The organism is Bacillus sp. P4_D3 (assembly GCF_056401855.1).
This window is the reverse complement of the sequence record NZ_JBFUIN010000022.1, coordinates 14,607-31,297: the sequence shown is the minus strand read 5'-3', so window position 1 is coordinate 31,297 and position 16,691 is coordinate 14,607. Positions and strand designations below refer to the sequence as shown.

Genomic DNA, 16,691 nt, shown 5'->3' with positions numbered 1-16,691 from the left:
TTAACTACTTCTGGAACACCGACTTCTTTTTGCAAGAAGTTTTTCTCAATGAAGCGGACATCTGTTTCGTCCACTACACCATCTTGGTTGATGTCTTGCGGCACGATGGATGCATCCTTCTTACCGTATACATCTACTACACTTTGCATATCGCGAATATCAATCAATCTATCACCATTCACGTCCCCTGCAAGACTTTTAGCACCTAATCTAACATGTTGCCCGCGCATTTCACCGTTTACAGAATATCCAGGAATGAATTTCCTCATCGATTTGAGATGTCCCGGAATATCGAAAACAACTGTGTATGCTTCAGTAGAAGCTGGGATACCATGAATAGTGTAGAATCCTCTCTCATCAATTGTTCCCTTATATTTTTTACCACTTGGGGACAGCACATATACTTGGGCACCGATTTTTGTATAATCCGCTTTTCTCAAATACTGAGCGTTCTCAGTCCCAATCAAAAATGCTTCTGGTAGGATAGAACCCTGCGCTCTCGAATGCGTTGGAATGATATTAAAGGTTTCTGTTCTGAAATAAGGAATGGCAGTAGCTGCTGTTTGTCCCGCTTTCATATAAGACGCCTGTTGTACATTAAATCCGATAACATTATCGAAATATGCATCACTTACTAATTTAAACGTTACATCAAGAAAAGGCATATCTCCATCCATACCGCTGAATGAATTCCCTTTCATAGATGCGCCGACCTTCACTGTATTAGTGTGAGTTCCTTCTGTCACCATAGGTTCTTGCAACGATACTTCCAATCCCTTGTCCTTCGCATACTCGCTTGCCGCATTGTTCAATTTCACATTCTCAAACTTAAACAAATCTTTTATGAATTCGACATTAAATTCTCCAGATGCAAGCTGCTTCACATTATTGAGACTCAGTGTCATCGTAACGTTATCGTCAACTTTTACATCTTTCTTATCATAACTAGAAGTCGTATATTCCGTACCTTCTTTTACGAAAACATAGTTTTGTTTCTCCATTGCCGTTGCCATATCAAACGTAGTCAAAGTCAAACGTAAAGGATTTGTTGCAATATCACTTTCCTCAATTCCAAATTTCACATCTCCGTTCGCTTGGACTGGGAAGAATCCATCTATGAATCCAGAATTTGCAGAGTAACCCATTGTGTTGGATGATTGATCATAGTTTAAGCCTTTTGATTTTAATACATCTACCGTCGAATCTTTAGCTGTTCCATGCAGCCATACCGCTTTTTGTCCATCCTCTACTGTAAACATGGAGTCATTGACCTCGATTACACCCGGTTTTTTGTCCATATTTACTTCCGGTGCTATATTATCCACGATAAGCGGATTGTCTACAACATACGATTTCCCTTCTTCATCGTGCGCAATCATTTCTAGTGTATAATCGCCTGCCGGAAGCTTCACAGGAAGATCGCCAATTGGTTTGGAAGGATCATTTGTAAATGGATAGACAGTACCACTGAATACTCCTAGAAGAAAAGTTTCTACATCTGTCTGTAATTTACTAGTATTCGCTGTTCCTATAAAACCTACAGCTTTTCCTGTTTTACTGTCCTTAACAAGCACATCGATTGTTTTCATCGGGCTATTCAACTTCATTACTCCGTGAACCATAGGCTCTAAATATTGCCAGAAAGGTGTCGTATTTGTTACGGATGGTTTAGTCGTTTTTATATATTCAAATCCTTTTTCCGTCACCATGACAGCGAATGGAATTTGATACGTTTCCGCCGGATTGTTCGCATTAGTCACATGGATATATCCTTCGTATCTGCCTGTCTTAGCGCTAGCAGGAATCGTAATTTTCGGCTCCAGCTCCTGTGATTGTCCGCTTGCTACTGTAATGGATGCCGGTACCTCAACTTGTACACCATTCTTCACTGCATCTTGAATACCTGTACGTTCATCGTGATACTCCACTTCTACTTTAAAGGATTTTTCTTCTTTGCCGTTGTTTTGGACATTTACTTTTTTGCTTACCTCAATTGGTTTATCATCTTGCTTAAAATGTCTGCCAAACATAATAGAGCCTGTTTGTTCGTCAATTTCAACAATATTCCCGTTCTCAATATTTTTTGTTTTGTCCAATACTTTGATAGATGTGTCCGTATGAACAGCTTGATACGCGTCAATACGCCCCGCACCCACTTCGTATACAGAATTCTTGCCATTCAAATCATCGGATGTATTCATAAGAGCCGCTTTTACATCGAAAGGAGTATATTCTGGATGCTCCTGCAGGATCAATGCAGCTGTACCCGCTACGTGAGGAGACGCCATAGAAGTACCAGACAAGCGTACATATGCATTGCCGTAATTTATACCGTCCTGCGGATCATTGATGTATTCCGGTGCAGTAGAGAAAACCGACACACCAGGAGCGACTACATCTGGCTTAATGTCATAATTCCCATTTACCGGCCCACGGGAGCTGAAATCAGCTAAGTGATCCCCTTCCGTTTTTGTATTGCTCAGCGTCTCGAATTTGAAAGATACTTCACCTAGCGCCTTTAACCGTTCGCCATCTGCTTTTGACAGACGGAAAGATGGAATAAGGCCTACCCCCTCACCTAAGTAGGCAGATATTTGTCCGTCAGCATTGTTATATACGATAACCGCTTTTGCTCCAGCACTTTTTGCATTTTTAATTTTTTCATCAAACGTAATTTCTCCGCGCTGAATTAACGCAATTTTTCCGTTAAGATCTTTCCCCGTAAAATCAGCTGGTTTACCAAGTCCCGCAAATACAATTGGTAACGATTGTCCCCCAAAATCTTCTAACTTATCAGGAAAATCTTTACCTAATAGCTGCATATTTTCAAATTTTTCGTTAGATACACTTGCGCTGAATGTAGGAATAGACATGGCAGCATCACTTGCCCCTACTGAAATACCAAGAGCTGCCGTTCCCGGGGAACCAAGCGTTTTTTCGTTTGGCCCGGCGTTACCTGCGGCAACAACTGTTACCACACCTGAAAGCATAGCGTTATTTGTCGCGACAGAAGTAGCATATAACGGATCGTTAGTCTGCGCACCAAGTGACATATTGATAACGTCCATACCATCTGCAATCGCTTTATCTATTCCAGCAAGAATTCCTGCTGTATTACCTCCGCCCCAAGGACCTAATACTCTATAAGCATATAAATCTACATCAGGTGCTACACCTTTCACAGCATAATCCGCATTGTTTTTCTTTTGAGCTGCAATCGTTCCTGCTACATGTGTACCATGGTTTGTATAATACACATAGCCAGGAGATGTTGGCTTACCAGCTTTTATCCAGTCCTCGTATGTCGTTTCCATCGGATCTGCATCGTTATCTACAAAATCATATCCGCCTTTATAGGCACCTTTTAAGTCAGGATGATTATAGTCAACACCTGTATCAAGAACGCCGACTTTAATCTCTTTACCTGTAATGTTTTCTGCATGAAGCTTGTCCACGCCAATTTGCGGAATACTGTCCGCCATTTTCGGATCGATTGTTTCTTTTGTTTCTACCGGAGGTTCCACTTTTACCTCGTAATCTTTAAAGACACGTTTTACTACTCCAGATTGGATCAACTCCTGCACAGCCACACCAGGTAAAGTCATCGCTACGCCGTTGATCGCATTCTTATATTCTCGTGTAACCTTCACTTTTTTCGTATCGTAAGTGCCGGCATCCTTCTTCGATTTTAAGGATTCGACATGTTGTTTGAACACTTTATGCTCTTCATCCACTTTTGCTTGCGCAGTAGTAGTAGTTATTTTCTTCCCTTTCGCCGCTTGTTTCATCACTTCAATTTTTGCTGGAGCTTGATTGAATTCCACGATAACGTTAACTAATTCAGGACTATTAGAATCAATATCAGGTGAAATCGTAAAATTAGGACTTACATCTAGCTGTTCCAACGCTTTTCTTTGTTCTGGAGACAGATTCATTAGTACCTGTTCCGCATTATCAACTGGCTTCAATTCAACCGCACTTTCTGCCAATACGTTATACGGAATACCTTGTGACAATAGCATACCAGTAACTAAAGTTCCTGTAAGAACCCTCCCAAATTTCCCTCTCTTCATACAAGTTCCCCCATCTAAATTTATTTGTATTTGTAGTCATTGCATAACATAAATTTCCGAAGCTTTTAGACTACGACTCTACTTTCTTATCTTATTAAATTTAAACTTTTCTGAAAATTATCAAAAAGTAATATTTTTTTAGTTATTAGTTCTATACCGTATAGTACAAAAGAACTACCCCGCACTTTATTATTTTGAGTAAAATAATAAAACACAGGGTAGTTCTTTTAAATGATTTTCATTTAAGAAAATGGAACAAGCTGATTTCGCACGGCATATATGACTGCTTGTGAACGGCTTTTCACATTTAGTTTTCTGAAAATCTTATTTATATGGATTTTAACTGTCTTGTCACTGATATATAGAGCTTCAGCAATTTCCTTATTGCTAAAACCTTTGACCAATTCAAACAGTATTTCTTTTTCGCGCTCTGTTAGTTCATTTTCATTTGATTCTGATTTCGTTTGCTGATGATATGTAATCAACTTTTTAGTCATACGCGGATGAATCACAGAATCTCCTTGTAATACCATTCGGATTGCCGCCACTACCTGCTCGGATGATGAATCCTTCAGTAAATAACCGTCTGCACCTGCCCGAAGAGCAGCCATCAAGTATTCATCATGTTCATACATAGTCAATACGAGAACACGGCAGTTCGGATACTGATCTTTCACGAGTGATGTGGCCTCAATACCATTTTTCCCCGGCAAATTAATATCCATTAAAATACAATCAGGCCTACAATCTTCCACTTTCTTTACTACCTCATCCCCGGAAACAGCTTCTCCAACTACTCGCATATMAGATTCGAGTTCCAATATACTTCGAATTCCATCACGCAAAACAGTATGATCATCCACTACTAATATTCGAATCATGATACCCCTCCCCCATTTCTGAATCTGGAATTAACAATGTGATTTCTGTACCTTTTCCTACTGAACTATCAATCTGAAGGGTAGCCCCTAGCTGTTCAGCCTGTTCATTCATATGTAATATACCATAATGCGGCTCATGCTTTGCTTTAATCATAGATTCAAAAAGAGAAAAGCCAATTCCGTTATCCTTTACCTTTAAAAGTACATGTTCCCGTTGATAGCTTAGTAAAATGTCAACTTTATCTGCCTTTGCATGCTTTATAATGTTCTGCAAGCTCTCCTGTAAAGTATCGAAGATGACTCGTTCTTTCGTAAAACTAAGTTTTCGAGAACGGCCTCTTTCATGATATAGAATGGCTAGACCATATTCTTGTTTTAAGGATTGAACTTTATTTATAATTGCTTGTTTTAGTCCTAATCTTTGTGTTGGATATGGCTTTAAAGCATAAATAGAATAACGAACTTCACTTAAACTCTTCCGTAATTTTTTTATGCTTGTATCTACCACTTGCTGCATGTCCTTTGGTCGATCTGCATATTTTTTCTGAGCTGACTCCATCTGAAATATCACTCCAGCCAATGCTTGTGCGATTCCATCGTGGATTTCACGAGCAATTCGATTTCTTTCTTCTAAAATCGTTCTTTTTTCCTGTTCAGAGACGAGTGTCCGTGTTTTAAGCAAGCTACCTAATTGATTGGCAAACGTAGCTAAAGTCTGTACATCTTCAGTAATAAAACTCGCACTCCTGCTTTTCCCTGCCACAAACATTCCAACTAATTCATGATTTACCTTAAGAGGTAAATATACAAGCGAGCGCATAGTATTTTCAAACACTTCATCTCCCGGAGCCATACCTGTTTTCCAATCAGTAACAACAACAGTTTCTGATATCTCTTCAAACTTCTTATGCAGGTCAGAATAATTAGAAATATCACGACGTACTTTTCCATCCTTTAATAAAAGTGTCCAGTTCTCTTCATCTTTTGCCCATAAAACATATGCCTGTATTCCTAGAAATCCTTTCAGTGATTGTTTCATCTGCTGTAAGTTTCCGGCAGATAATCCATGACTTAATTCCGTCGTAATGGAAAAAAGCTTATATAATCGTTCTTTTTCCACCCGTATTTGTCTAACGAAAGAGCTAATGATACAAATTGCCACAAGCGGGAAAAAGAAGAATAGAACCATGATTTCATCCATCACTCCGCGATATCGGTAATCTAAAATATGTATAAGTGAAGAATAAAATAAACAAAAACTCAAACTCAAGAGTACTAATATATTCTTTTTACGCCACTCTTCTAGCGGATAGGGCTGAGGAAGAAGTATGATTAAAAGATCGTAAAATAAACTGTTAAAAAGGCAAAGAAATGCGCTGAATAAAAACAAGCTTATAAATTTTTCATATAAAACTGAAAGATTCATTCCAGAAATAAAAAAAGAGAAACATCCACTGGAAAACCATTCTGCTAATACGATACTAAGAGCAAGTTGCGCACAATTAAATACCGTCCTTTGCATAGGTAATCGGCGAAGCAATTGGATACTTAACATCACACCCACACACGAAACAACAGTTATATGCATTCCAAACTGCCAATTCATTGTATAAATAAGTGTAAGGCTGAGTGTGATCCCCCCTCTCCAAATGCGGATAGGAAAATACTCAGTAATTCCCATAAACATAATTAACAACAAAAGCAGTATAAGATGGGAAGGCATTTCACTTAAAAATAAGGAAATAATAACAGCAATTAAACCAAGAAAAGAGATAGAATAAATATAAAAACTAGCTACTTGCTCTCTCATAGAAGTAAAATCTATCTTTTTCAAAACGATCCCTCCCTCAAAAAAATTTATCCCGCTATTTGCGGGCAGTAAGACTCCCACCTCAAAATTCAGCTGGAGCAAAGAAGTTAGGTGGGGTGGGAGCCCTGCTGCCCGTARACGCCCGATTGGTGAAGGCTAATAATCAGTAGGGGATGAACAAAACCCCCACTGATTATAGTTTCACTTTATTATCATCATTATCTACTAAAAAACCGGCACTGGCAAAATGAGAAGGTTCTCATTAGCCAATCACCGGCTGTGCGCTGTCCCTTAGAAGGGATGACACAATATTAGTATAAAACAGGTCTCTTCATTCCGCCACCCATCAAATGTTATAATTGTAAATATATTCTATGTCTATCATATAGAACTAAAGATGTATATGAATCAATTTCATAATTGGTTTTTACCGGTAGAAGATACTACTTTAAATCCAAGTTGTTCATATATTTTCAGTAATTCACTCTCCATTATATATTTTCTTCTTCCACATTCATTTTCTATTCTGTAATTGACTATATTCTTCTTTTGTATTTACATTAAGAAATAACCCCTTCGACAGCTGTGATTCTTCTGCCGTAATATACTGCGTTTTACAATGAGATAATAGCCCCTGCATACTTCTCTTATCTTCTTTTAATAACCGCTCTATTTTTTCTTTTGCTCGGTGATGATACATTGCTAACAGTGGTTGTTTCCGCCCCTCCACCAATGGAACAATTGCTTCATACGCTTCATCTACTCGTTCTATAAATGCCATCGCCCATTCTTTCGAAACATTTGGTGTATCACACGGTGCAACGATATACCAATCTGCATCTACGAATTCCATGCCTGTTAATAAACCAGCAAGCGGACCGTTTCCTTTATACATCGCGATATCTTCTACAACTGGTACATGCAATATATGCAAAAGATCATTAGTAATCGCTGGGTTGCTAATTACAACAACGTCTGTAACAACCTCTTTCAATGCCTCTATACTATACTCAATAAATGTTTTCCCGCGCCAGGTTGCCAATGCTTTCGGCTCACCAAAACGACTAGACTGTCCGCCGGCTAATACAATTCCTGCAATTTTCATTGGCGATGCAGCTCAAATGTAATATGACCTAATTCCGGTAAAATTAACTTATTCATCGCAAGACGAACCGCTCCGCTAGACCCTGGCATTGAAAAGACAACTTTACGTCCGATTGTACCGCCGATTGCTCTACTTAACATCGCACTACTTCCGATATCTTCTAAGTAACTTATCATACGGAACAACTCACCAAATCCAACAATTTCTTTATCTAATAACACTGACACTGCCTCAATCGTTACATCACGTTTCGTAATACCAGTTCCGCCATTGGTTAGTACGACATCAACATCTTCCCTATGATAACCAGCTAACACAGCCTGCTGAATACTTTCTTTATCATCTTTCACAATTTCATAAGAGGTCACTTTATGCCCTGCTTCTATTAATAATGCATGTAACAATTGACCACTCTTATCCGTCTCTTCCGTACGTGTATCGGAAATCGTCACGATCTTACAACGCACTTCTTTTGGCGCTTGTTTTTTATGTTCAGTTACACTCATTTTTTATCGTTCCTTTCTTAAAGGCTTTTCTTCATTTTATCATACATATCTTTACACAATTATGTATGAAGCCAATGATGCATCATGATACAATATAAGTATATACACCCACAAAAAGGAAAATATACTTTCTTATACTTCTAGACTACACATCATTAGCTACTCTTTAAATCCCCTTATATTTTCCACATAGTAGATTTCATTTTAAAACTTACATTACAAAATAATTTGGAGGTTTACTCACTATGGAACTTTATAAAAAATTAACAACGACATTCATCCTCTTATTTGCCGCTTCCATCACTGTCGGCTTTTCTTTAAAAGGTGCAATTCCATACGCTACATTAGTGAGTATTATATTCGCAACGCTATTTTTACTGAGCAGTGCTTTTTGCGCAGGAAAAGCGCGTCAACTGAAAGGTTGATTGTCTATGTTCCGTAAGAAACCAATCCTTTGTAAATTATGTGAAAAGGAAATACAGACGTATGAAAAAACATGGATTCACATGCCATTTCCGGCAAGTGGTATGACAAATATGAAGAAGTATATTGAGCTAGACGGGGAAGTTTATTGTAGTTCTTGCATTCAAGTAGTAAATAAAGTGAAACTTTAATCAGTGGGGATTTTGTTCTTACCCACTGATTATTAGCCTTCACCAATCGGGCKTYTACGGGCAGTTAATGCGGGATAAAACCAAATAAAAAAAGCTTTGCGACACGCGCAAAGCTTCTTTTTCATATATTATAGACCAGCTTGCTCTTTTAAAGTAGCTGCTTTGTCTGTACGTTCCCATGTAAGATCTACATCAGTACGTCCGAAGTGGCCGTAAGCTGCTGTTTGTTTGTAAATTGGGCGACGTAAGTCTAGCATTTTAATAATACCAGCTGGGCGAAGATCGAAGTTGTTACGAACTAGTTCCACTAGTACGTCTTCAGATACTTTACCAGTGCCAAATGTATCAACTGAAATTGATACTGGTTGCGCTACGCCGATTGCGTATGCAAGTTGTACTTCTGCTTTGTCAGCAAGACCAGCTGCTACGATGTTTTTCGCAACATAACGAGCTGCATATGCTGCTGAACGGTCAACTTTCGTTGCATCTTTACCAGAGAATGCACCGCCACCGTGGCGAGCGTATCCACCGTAAGTATCAACGATGATTTTACGTCCTGTTAAACCAGCATCACCTTGTGGTCCACCAATTACGAAGCGGCCAGTTGGGTTAATGAAGAATTTCGTTTCTCCATCCATTAATTCTGCTGGAACTACAGCTTTAATTACATGTTCTTTTAAATCGCGATCGATTTCTTCCCATGTAACATCTGGATGATGCTGTGTAGAAATTACAATTGTATCCACACGTACAGGTTTACCATTTTCATCATACTCAACTGTAACTTGCGTTTTTCCATCCGGACGTAAGTATGATAATGTGTCATCTTTACGTACTTCAGTTAAACGACGAGCTAATTTGTGAGCAAGCGAGATTGGAAGTGGCATTAATTCTTGTGTTTCATTACATGCGAAGCCAAACATTAAACCTTGGTCTCCTGCACCAATTGCCTCAATCTCAGCGTCAGTCATTAGACCTTCGCGTGCTTCTAGCGCTTGGTCAACACCCATAGCGATGTCAGCAGATTGCTCATCGATAGATGTTAAAACTGCACAAGTTTCTGCATCGAATCCATATTTTGCGCGTGTGTAACCAATGCCTTGAATTGTTTCACGAACGATTTTTGGAATATCTACGTAAGTAGAAGTCGTAATTTCCCCCGCTACCAATACTAAACCAGTTGTTACAGTTGTTTCACAAGCTACACGTGCATTTGCGTCCTTTGCTAAGATCGCATCTAAAATTGAATCAGAAATTTGGTCACAAATTTTATCTGGATGTCCTTCAGTTACAGACTCAGATGTGAACAGATGACGTTTTTTTGTCATGTGGTAAACCTCCCTACAGTAATTGTATATATTGTACGGAACTCATCCTTAATTTGCCACAAACTGCGACATACATTTATTCTCCCACACAAGCATACAGAAAAACCTTTCCTACTTAACATAGAGGAAAGGTTTAATTTGCTACTTGCATACTGCTTTTTGCCCTTTGCTCTTATCGTTCGAGACCGTTAGCCTCGCACAGGTTTTAGCACCTATTCACCTGTATTTACCACTACAAGTGAGGTTGCTGGGCTTCATCGGGCCTGTCCCTCCGCCAGCTCGGGATAAGAGAGTATCCGTCCCAACCTATACTAAAGAAATGATATTCATTTGTCAATTAATATTCACATTTTCCTGAAAGTTTTTCTCAATACGCATAGAATGAAATATTAATAAGGAAATGATACATTCACACAAACAAAAATAAATAAATAGTATACATTATTTATATAATTGTGTTATACTCTTGATGGGGATTACGAGAAATATTTCATTAAATGAAAAGGATGGTATATAAATATGAGTACTGTGAATGTCCAAATTGGTTTACATGAATTATTGAACGGAAGCAATGCACAGATTCAATTAAGTGTTCCGCAATTAGTGGAAAAAGTATTAATGCGAAACGAAGGGAAATTAACTTCTACTGGTGCCGTTTCTGCTTCAACAGGAAAATACACAGGACGTTCTCCTAAAGATAAATTTATTGTGAAGGAAGCATCGGTTGCTGACAAAATTGCTTGGGGAGCCGTGAACCAACCGATCTCTGAAGAACATTTTAATAAATTATATATAAAAGTTTTAGAATACTTAAAAGAAAAAGAAGAGTTATTCATCTTCAAAGGATTTGCTGGCGCTGATCGCAACTATCGCCTACCAATTCAAGTTGTTAACGAATATGCATGGCATAATTTGTTCGTACATCAATTATTTATTCGTCCAAATGAAGACGAATTAGCAACTCACGAATCAGAGTTCACAATTGTTTCTGCACCAAACTTCAAAGCAGATCCAGCAATTGACGGTACAAATTCTGAAGCATTCATTATGGTTTCATTCGAAAAACGTATCGTACTAATCGGTGGTACAGAATACGCTGGAGAAATGAAAAAATCAATCTTCTCTATTATGAACTTCTTACTACCTGAACAAGACATTCTTTCTATGCACTGCTCTTCAAACGTAGGCGAAGAAGGCGACGTAGCACTATTCTTCGGTTTATCTGGAACAGGCAAAACAACATTATCTGCTGATCCAAACCGTAAATTAATTGGTGACGATGAGCACGGTTGGTCTGATAACGGTGTATTCAATATTGAAGGCGGTTGCTATGCAAAATGTGTAAACCTTTCTCATGAGAAAGAGCCACAAATCTTCGATGCAATCAAATTTGGTTCCGTTTTAGAAAACGTTGTCATTGACGGTCAAACACGCATCGCCGACTATAACGATACTACTTTAACAGAAAATACACGTGCTGCATACCCTATGCATGCGATTGACAATATCGTACTGCCAAGTGTTGCAGGACATCCAAATACAATTATTTTCTTAACTGCTGATGCATCTGGCGTATTGCCTCCAATCAGTAAGTTATCAAAAGAGCAAGCTATGTACCACTTCTTAAGCGGTTACACTAGTAAACTAGCAGGAACAGAGCGCGGTGTTACATCTCCGCAAGCTACATTCTCTACTTGCTTCGGTTCACCATTCTTACCGCTTGATGCATCCCGTTATGCTGAAATGCTTGGTGAAAAAATCGAGAAACATAATGCAAAAGTATTCTTAGTAAACACTGGCTGGACTGGTGGCGAATACGGTGTTGGTAAACGTATGAACTTAGGTTACACTCGTGCAATGATTCAAGCAGCACTAAGCGGTGAACTTGCTAAAGCTGAAACTGCAAAACACGACATCTTTGGCCTTGAAGTACCTTGTCACGTTCCAGGTGTACCTGACGAAGTATTAATGCCTGAACAAACTTGGGCTGATAAAGATGCTTACAAAGCGAAAGCAATTGAGCTTGCAAACGAATTTAAAGAAAACTTCAAAAAATTCGATAGCGTTTCTGAAGCTATTATTAACTTAGGCGGTCCAATCGCTTAATTACAAATTTTCTGTTGGAATAACCCTTTTACTCATATGAATAAGTGTCGTGTAACCGTAAAGTTCCGCGTACTCACCGACAAAACCCAATGCGGCTTAACGGTTACACACACTTACATAAAAAAGAAGCTTACGTTAAAAACGTAAGCTTCTTTCTATATCTTATATAAAGTGAAACTTTAATCTCTTCATCTATCGCATACCAATACCCATAAATTTACAGAAAATTCATTTTATAATCATTCGTTTGTAGTTTCCCATGATATAATTTACATATACAGGAAAGGGTGAGGCCTATGAAAAATTTTTCTCGTACAGGAAAAATTTTATTCAGTTATGGAGCGATTCAAATGTTTTGGGGACTTGTGATGCTTAACGTTAATTTATTTGAGCATACAAGTGAAACGATAAAATACATTATTCTAATTATCGGAATAGTTTGTTGTATTGTATCCAACTTTTTTAAAGAACCTAAGAGTCATACTACTAAGTGATTTCATATTAACTTATTGGAAGCGGAAACCTATATTTTATACAAAGTTACGCTTCCTGTTGTACTATCCACCGCCGGATCCTCTATTCCATCTAAAAAAGAAGCCCTTTTAGCCCTTTATTAATTCTTCTTCATCCTTCATACTATAATACCCTAAATTCACAACGATTAAGAAATAACCACCCAGAATCCCTACTGCAAATGCCCACATTACCATATGATGCTCAATTTCGTACATAATAATAGCACCCAAAATGGCAGCTGCAAAGCGGTTAAACATACCAAGCGTCGGCGCTTTTGTCTTCTTTACGATACTATCTCCAAGTTTTTCGATACGCCTTCCTAAAATCCAAACACAATACATGCTTACAATAAGTCCAATTCCTGCACCTAGAAAATGTGCTGAAAACGGTGTTAACATCCAGCCTAATAACAGAATACCTAGTAGATAATACGATTGAATTTTAAACGACCTTAATGACATACTAATCATGTTGTACTCCCCTTCAATAGTTTTTATCTATCCAACCAAAGCTATATAACTCATTTCTTTCGAGTCCATGCTACTTAAAATCTATTTCATTCAAATTAAAAACAACATAAACTGTATGTTTATGTTGTTAAAATGCTTTTAGAAAATAATATTATACAAGATTTATAATGTAGAATCCCTCATAAATGTGACGTTTTTCCAAACATTTTTCGTCCATTTATGAAAAAAGTGATATCAATCTATGAACATACGGATATGATGTAATAAGCACAAAAATAAAGGGGGCGTCTAATGGTTTATTTTTTAATGGCTCTCATTCACCTCATTGTCCCTGCACTTATTGGACTTTCCTTGTATTGGTACACGAAAAGACATAGTATTTTCTATGCTGTCCTCGGTGTTCTTCTTCCAGGTATTATTCTTATTACACTCTTCCGTATTCCATTTTTAAATTTAATTCCACTTATTACTGCTATCTTGTTTCTCATCTTTTTACCAAAAATAAAAAAATAGGAAAGCAGATCATAGGTAATCTGCTTTCCTATTTTGATATAGGTTCTTGTACGGTAGAGTGCGCTTCTATTTTCTCCGATTTCACAAACCATAGACCGAAGAAAATGATAATTCCACCGATTATTTGTTGAAACGATACATATTCATTTGCCCATACAGCTGCAAATAAAACAGCTACAAGCGGTGTTATATACATATATACCATCGTATGTGACGCACCAATTTTTTGAACACCAACATACCACATCACTAAACCGAATACTGTTACAAAGAAAATAGAATATAGTAAAGCAAATAGTGTCATTCCGTGTGTAATGTGAAATGGCATGACAAATACATGTGGACCACTTAACAATAAGAGCGGAATCGCTCCAACTAATGTAGACCATGCAGTAACACGTAATGCTGAGTATTTTTTAATAAGCGGTCCTGCTAAAACGGGATAAAGTCCCCAACATATTGATGCAATAAGTCCAATCCCATTTCCGTAGAAAGAACTAGCGAGTGAATGCCCCGCTACTAAAACTAATGTAGCACCAATAAAGGCAATCATGGAACCAACTAACTTTCGAGAAGAAAATTTTTCTTGTTTCAAGAAAATCGCAAATAAAGTTGTAAAAATAGGTGAAATAGAAATGAGTAAAGAGGCATTTGTAGCGGATGTATATTGTACAGTTTCCATAAATAACGTTTGATACAGTACAATACCTACCGTGCTAACGATGATTAATCTTGGTATATCTTTTCGCTCCATATAAAGTGACTTTTCGATAAAGAACGTAAGTAATAACAGTAGTGGTGCTGCTGCCATCATTCGAACTGCAGTAAACTCAATCGCCGTAAATTCTAAAAGTCCATATTTCGCAATCGTATAGTTAATCCCCCAAATAATAACGACACTTAAAATTAATAACTCAATTCCCCATTTTCTCATGCGCAATCCCCTCCACAAAGAGAATTATACGGAAAATTCAATCACGTGTACATTTCATTATGTGAAAAAATCTTTTTATTGTATGAAGAACCTTATCTTAGTAAATGAAATTTTATAGACGATTTTCAAAGTATATCAGCGATTCGAAAAAGAATATCGACTTATCAATAAGAAACGACAATAGTATCACCCTATACTATAAAGAAAAGGCAGCTCCAAATTTTTTTGGGGCCGCCTTTTCTTTACTATACTCGAACATGTAACTTCATATTCGGATTATAAAACTGGCTTGGGCTCTTCAACTGAAAAGTCCCTCCAACTTCATGCCAATCAACTGTTAACTTATCATCCATAAATACAAGCTTTGTTCGATCTGCAATAAAGTTTAGTACGCTTGATTCAATATCTACATCGCGCTCATCTTTCTCTGAAACGGCTACTAAATCAATAATCCCGCTCATAACACAACCGCAACCTTCATTATCGTAAAATAATTTTATATATTTCGCTTCATTTGGAATCGTATCCATAATCTTTTTATATGCTGCTTCTGTTACAGTAACGTACATGCGTAAATCTACATCCTCTCTTCTCGTATCCTTTATATATTGTACCACCATTTTTCTTAAAATTTATATACAGAAAATTAAGACTAACATACAATGTATGTGGTAAAGGATGCCATATCACTGATGTTCAAACTACAGCGATATCCCATTTTCTTAAGTCTATTAGGTAGCTTTTTTATTTCTAGCGGAATGATATTACAACACATACTTCCCTATTCTCCTTCTATTGGCTGGATTCTAGGTTTTATTTGTTTTACATCCGCTTCTTATTTTGCTATGAAAGACAAAAACAACTAACAGGATACGAATTACCTTAAGGAGGATAACCAAACATGCCAGCCTTAAAAGAAATAGAGCAATCACTAAATCATTTATTCCAAATTGAAAAATACGGAAAAGACAGTTCCTTTAGTCGGTTCATTCCAGCCACATATGATCAGATCCAATTTCCATGGCAACAATTTTTCGAAGCAAATTTTGTGGAGCTATTTAACGGTCTTATGATACGAGGTGCCCAAAATGTAAACACAGTATTTTTAGCTGTCTTCCCAACTGATGATATTCTTGAAACATTCATTTCACAATCCATGCCAGGTGATTTACTCTTTATGCACCATCCACTTGTGATGGAATGCGGTGATCCGCTCGGGAAATCAGGGAGAGGCTTTATTCCAATTCCACAAAAATATTTGCAGGCAATAAAAGAGAAACAGCTTTCTATATATACATGTCACGTTCCAATGGATTTTCATCAAACATATGGAACTAGCATTTCAATTGCAAAGGCACTTCAAGCTAACGTAATTGACGGATTTGCTTACGGTGGTCCAGAGCAAGAGCCAGTCGGTCTTATTTGTGAAATAGATGAAACATCAACAGAAGAACTCCAAAAACGTTTAAAAAAACTCTTCCATATTCCTTACACAGACTTCGAAGGTAAACAACATGATTCCATCAAGAAAATTGCAATTATCGCTGGCTGCGGCGATGTCGTATCTTTAATGAAAGAAGCAGAAGAAAAAGGCGCTGAAGCGTATATTGCAGGAGAAATCCATTGTCATATTGATAACGAATACGGTAAGCATAAGTATTCACTTATTATGGATTACGTCAAAGAAACGAATATGTCACTCATCGGTGTGTCACACTCTGCCTCTGAATATTTAGTGAAAGAGACATTGATGTATGATTGGTTTAAAGAGAATTTTGATGTAGATGTTACTTTGATTCCACAGGAGAAATGGTGGTTATAAAACCTTAGTTATC

At 37.6% G+C, this 16,691-nt stretch carries 16 protein-coding genes and 1 riboswitch; of the genes, 7 read left to right on the top strand and 9 right to left on the bottom strand.

The window, feature by feature from the left end:
• From AC1DTM_RS06295 to AC1DTM_RS06275, 5 genes are all read right to left on the bottom strand, one after another.
• The coding region (locus AC1DTM_RS06295) for a S8 family serine peptidase (RefSeq protein WP_477000102.1) at positions 1 to 4,073 on the bottom strand (4,073 nt) is incomplete at its 3' end.
• 242 nt (positions 4,074 to 4,315) lie between these two features.
• The gene (locus AC1DTM_RS06290; RefSeq protein WP_477000101.1) at positions 4,316 to 4,954 is read right to left on the bottom strand and encodes a response regulator; all 639 of its coding nucleotides are present in this window, start codon (positions 4,952 to 4,954) and stop codon (positions 4,316 to 4,318) included.
• Positions 4,929 to 6,788, bottom strand: a complete 1,860-nt coding sequence (locus tag AC1DTM_RS06285; protein ID WP_002160144.1) for a sensor histidine kinase — start codon at positions 6,786 to 6,788, stop codon at positions 4,929 to 4,931. The genes AC1DTM_RS06290 and AC1DTM_RS06285 overlap by 26 nt, the downstream gene beginning before the upstream one ends.
• A gap of 490 nt (positions 6,789 to 7,278) precedes the next feature.
• Positions 7,279 to 7,869: a molybdenum cofactor guanylyltransferase gene (gene mobA / locus AC1DTM_RS06280; protein WP_016106423.1), complete on the bottom strand. Its 591-nt coding sequence runs from the start codon at positions 7,867 to 7,869 to the stop codon at positions 7,279 to 7,281.
• A complete protein-coding gene (locus AC1DTM_RS06275; RefSeq protein WP_002015669.1) occupies positions 7,866 to 8,375 on the bottom strand; it encodes a MogA/MoaB family molybdenum cofactor biosynthesis protein in 510 nt (169 codons plus the stop codon). The genes mobA and AC1DTM_RS06275 overlap by 4 nt, the downstream gene beginning before the upstream one ends.
• A 245-nt stretch (positions 8,376 to 8,620) precedes the next feature.
• Here AC1DTM_RS06275 and AC1DTM_RS06270 point away from each other — a divergent pair, with 245 nt between their 5' ends.
• Entirely contained in the window at positions 8,621 to 8,800 is a 180-nt protein-coding gene (locus AC1DTM_RS06270; RefSeq protein ID WP_002160142.1) for a hypothetical protein, read from the top strand.
• A 6-nt stretch (positions 8,801 to 8,806) separates the two neighbouring features.
• Positions 8,807 to 8,989 (top strand): hypothetical protein, encoded by a 183-nt coding sequence (locus AC1DTM_RS06265; RefSeq protein ID WP_016106424.1) that lies wholly within the window; start codon positions 8,807 to 8,809, stop codon positions 8,987 to 8,989.
• Between the two features lie 128 nt (positions 8,990 to 9,117).
• Here AC1DTM_RS06265 and metK read toward each other — a convergent pair whose 3' ends face one another.
• Complete coding sequence (metK, locus tag AC1DTM_RS06260; protein WP_002112417.1) at positions 9,118 to 10,317, bottom strand: methionine adenosyltransferase; 1,200 nt, start codon at positions 10,315 to 10,317, stop codon at positions 9,118 to 9,120.
• 169 nt (positions 10,318 to 10,486) lie between these two features.
• Positions 10,487 to 10,608, bottom strand: a riboswitch (SAM riboswitch).
• Positions 10,609 to 10,836: 228 nt separating this feature from the next.
• Between metK and pckA the strand changes: the two genes are divergently transcribed.
• Both pckA and AC1DTM_RS06250 read left to right on the top strand, forming a co-directional pair.
• On the top strand, positions 10,837 to 12,423 hold the full coding sequence (gene pckA / locus AC1DTM_RS06255; RefSeq protein WP_016106425.1) for a phosphoenolpyruvate carboxykinase (ATP): 1,587 nt from the start codon (positions 10,837 to 10,839) through the stop codon (positions 12,421 to 12,423).
• 296 nt (positions 12,424 to 12,719) lie between these two features.
• On the top strand, positions 12,720 to 12,917 hold the full coding sequence (locus AC1DTM_RS06250) for a hypothetical protein (protein WP_002164919.1): 198 nt from the start codon (positions 12,720 to 12,722) through the stop codon (positions 12,915 to 12,917).
• 108 nt (positions 12,918 to 13,025) lie between these two features.
• Here AC1DTM_RS06250 and AC1DTM_RS06245 read toward each other — a convergent pair whose 3' ends face one another.
• Entirely contained in the window at positions 13,026 to 13,409 is a 384-nt protein-coding gene (locus AC1DTM_RS06245) for an ATP synthase subunit I (protein WP_016106426.1), read from the bottom strand.
• A gap of 291 nt (positions 13,410 to 13,700) precedes the next feature.
• Here AC1DTM_RS06245 and AC1DTM_RS06240 point away from each other — a divergent pair, with 291 nt between their 5' ends.
• Entirely contained in the window at positions 13,701 to 13,922 is a 222-nt protein-coding gene (locus AC1DTM_RS06240) for a hypothetical protein (protein WP_002112420.1), read from the top strand.
• A gap of 28 nt (positions 13,923 to 13,950) precedes the next feature.
• Here AC1DTM_RS06240 and AC1DTM_RS06235 read toward each other — a convergent pair whose 3' ends face one another.
• A complete protein-coding gene (locus AC1DTM_RS06235) occupies positions 13,951 to 14,856 on the bottom strand; it encodes a DMT family transporter (RefSeq protein ID WP_088099589.1) in 906 nt (301 codons plus the stop codon).
• 245 nt (positions 14,857 to 15,101) lie between these two features.
• Positions 15,102 to 15,425, bottom strand: a complete 324-nt coding sequence (locus AC1DTM_RS06230) for an iron-sulfur cluster biosynthesis family protein (RefSeq protein ID WP_000289566.1) — start codon at positions 15,423 to 15,425, stop codon at positions 15,102 to 15,104.
• 93 nt (positions 15,426 to 15,518) lie between these two features.
• Here AC1DTM_RS06230 and AC1DTM_RS06225 point away from each other — a divergent pair, with 93 nt between their 5' ends.
• Together AC1DTM_RS06225 and AC1DTM_RS06220 are read left to right on the top strand one after the other, a co-directional pair.
• The gene (locus AC1DTM_RS06225) at positions 15,519 to 15,722 is read left to right on the top strand and encodes a hypothetical protein (protein ID WP_088099590.1); all 204 of its coding nucleotides are present in this window, start codon (positions 15,519 to 15,521) and stop codon (positions 15,720 to 15,722) included.
• Positions 15,723 to 15,757: 35 nt separating this feature from the next.
• Entirely contained in the window at positions 15,758 to 16,678 is a 921-nt protein-coding gene (locus tag AC1DTM_RS06220; RefSeq protein ID WP_088099591.1) for a Nif3-like dinuclear metal center hexameric protein, read from the top strand.
• The last annotated feature ends 13 nt before the right edge of the window (positions 16,679 to 16,691 follow it).

What these genes read in the sequence shown, in the direction of transcription:
- mobA (WP_016106423.1), bottom strand. Translation starts at nt 7,869, where the DNA reads ATGAAAATTGCAGGAATTGTATTAGCCGGCGGACAGTCTAGTCGTTTT.
- AC1DTM_RS06275 (WP_002015669.1), bottom strand. Translation starts at nt 8,375, where the DNA reads ATGAGTGTAACTGAACATAAAAAACAAGCGCCAAAAGAAGTGCGTTGT.
- AC1DTM_RS06270 (WP_002160142.1), top strand. Translation starts at nt 8,621, where the DNA reads ATGGAACTTTATAAAAAATTAACAACGACATTCATCCTCTTATTTGCC.
- AC1DTM_RS06265 (WP_016106424.1), top strand. Translation starts at nt 8,807, where the DNA reads ATGTTCCGTAAGAAACCAATCCTTTGTAAATTATGTGAAAAGGAAATA.
- metK (WP_002112417.1), bottom strand. Translation starts at nt 10,317, where the DNA reads ATGACAAAAAAACGTCATCTGTTCACATCTGAGTCTGTAACTGAAGGA.
- pckA (WP_016106425.1), top strand. Translation starts at nt 10,837, where the DNA reads ATGAGTACTGTGAATGTCCAAATTGGTTTACATGAATTATTGAACGGA.
- AC1DTM_RS06250 (WP_002164919.1), top strand. Translation starts at nt 12,720, where the DNA reads ATGAAAAATTTTTCTCGTACAGGAAAAATTTTATTCAGTTATGGAGCG.
- AC1DTM_RS06245 (WP_016106426.1), bottom strand. Translation starts at nt 13,409, where the DNA reads ATGATTAGTATGTCATTAAGGTCGTTTAAAATTCAATCGTATTATCTA.
- AC1DTM_RS06240 (WP_002112420.1), top strand. Translation starts at nt 13,701, where the DNA reads ATGGTTTATTTTTTAATGGCTCTCATTCACCTCATTGTCCCTGCACTT.
- AC1DTM_RS06235 (WP_088099589.1), bottom strand. Translation starts at nt 14,856, where the DNA reads ATGAGAAAATGGGGAATTGAGTTATTAATTTTAAGTGTCGTTATTATT.
- AC1DTM_RS06230 (WP_000289566.1), bottom strand. Translation starts at nt 15,425, where the DNA reads ATGTACGTTACTGTAACAGAAGCAGCATATAAAAAGATTATGGATACG.
- AC1DTM_RS06225 (WP_088099590.1), top strand. Translation starts at nt 15,519, where the DNA reads ATGTATGTGGTAAAGGATGCCATATCACTGATGTTCAAACTACAGCGA.
- AC1DTM_RS06220 (WP_088099591.1), top strand. Translation starts at nt 15,758, where the DNA reads ATGCCAGCCTTAAAAGAAATAGAGCAATCACTAAATCATTTATTCCAA.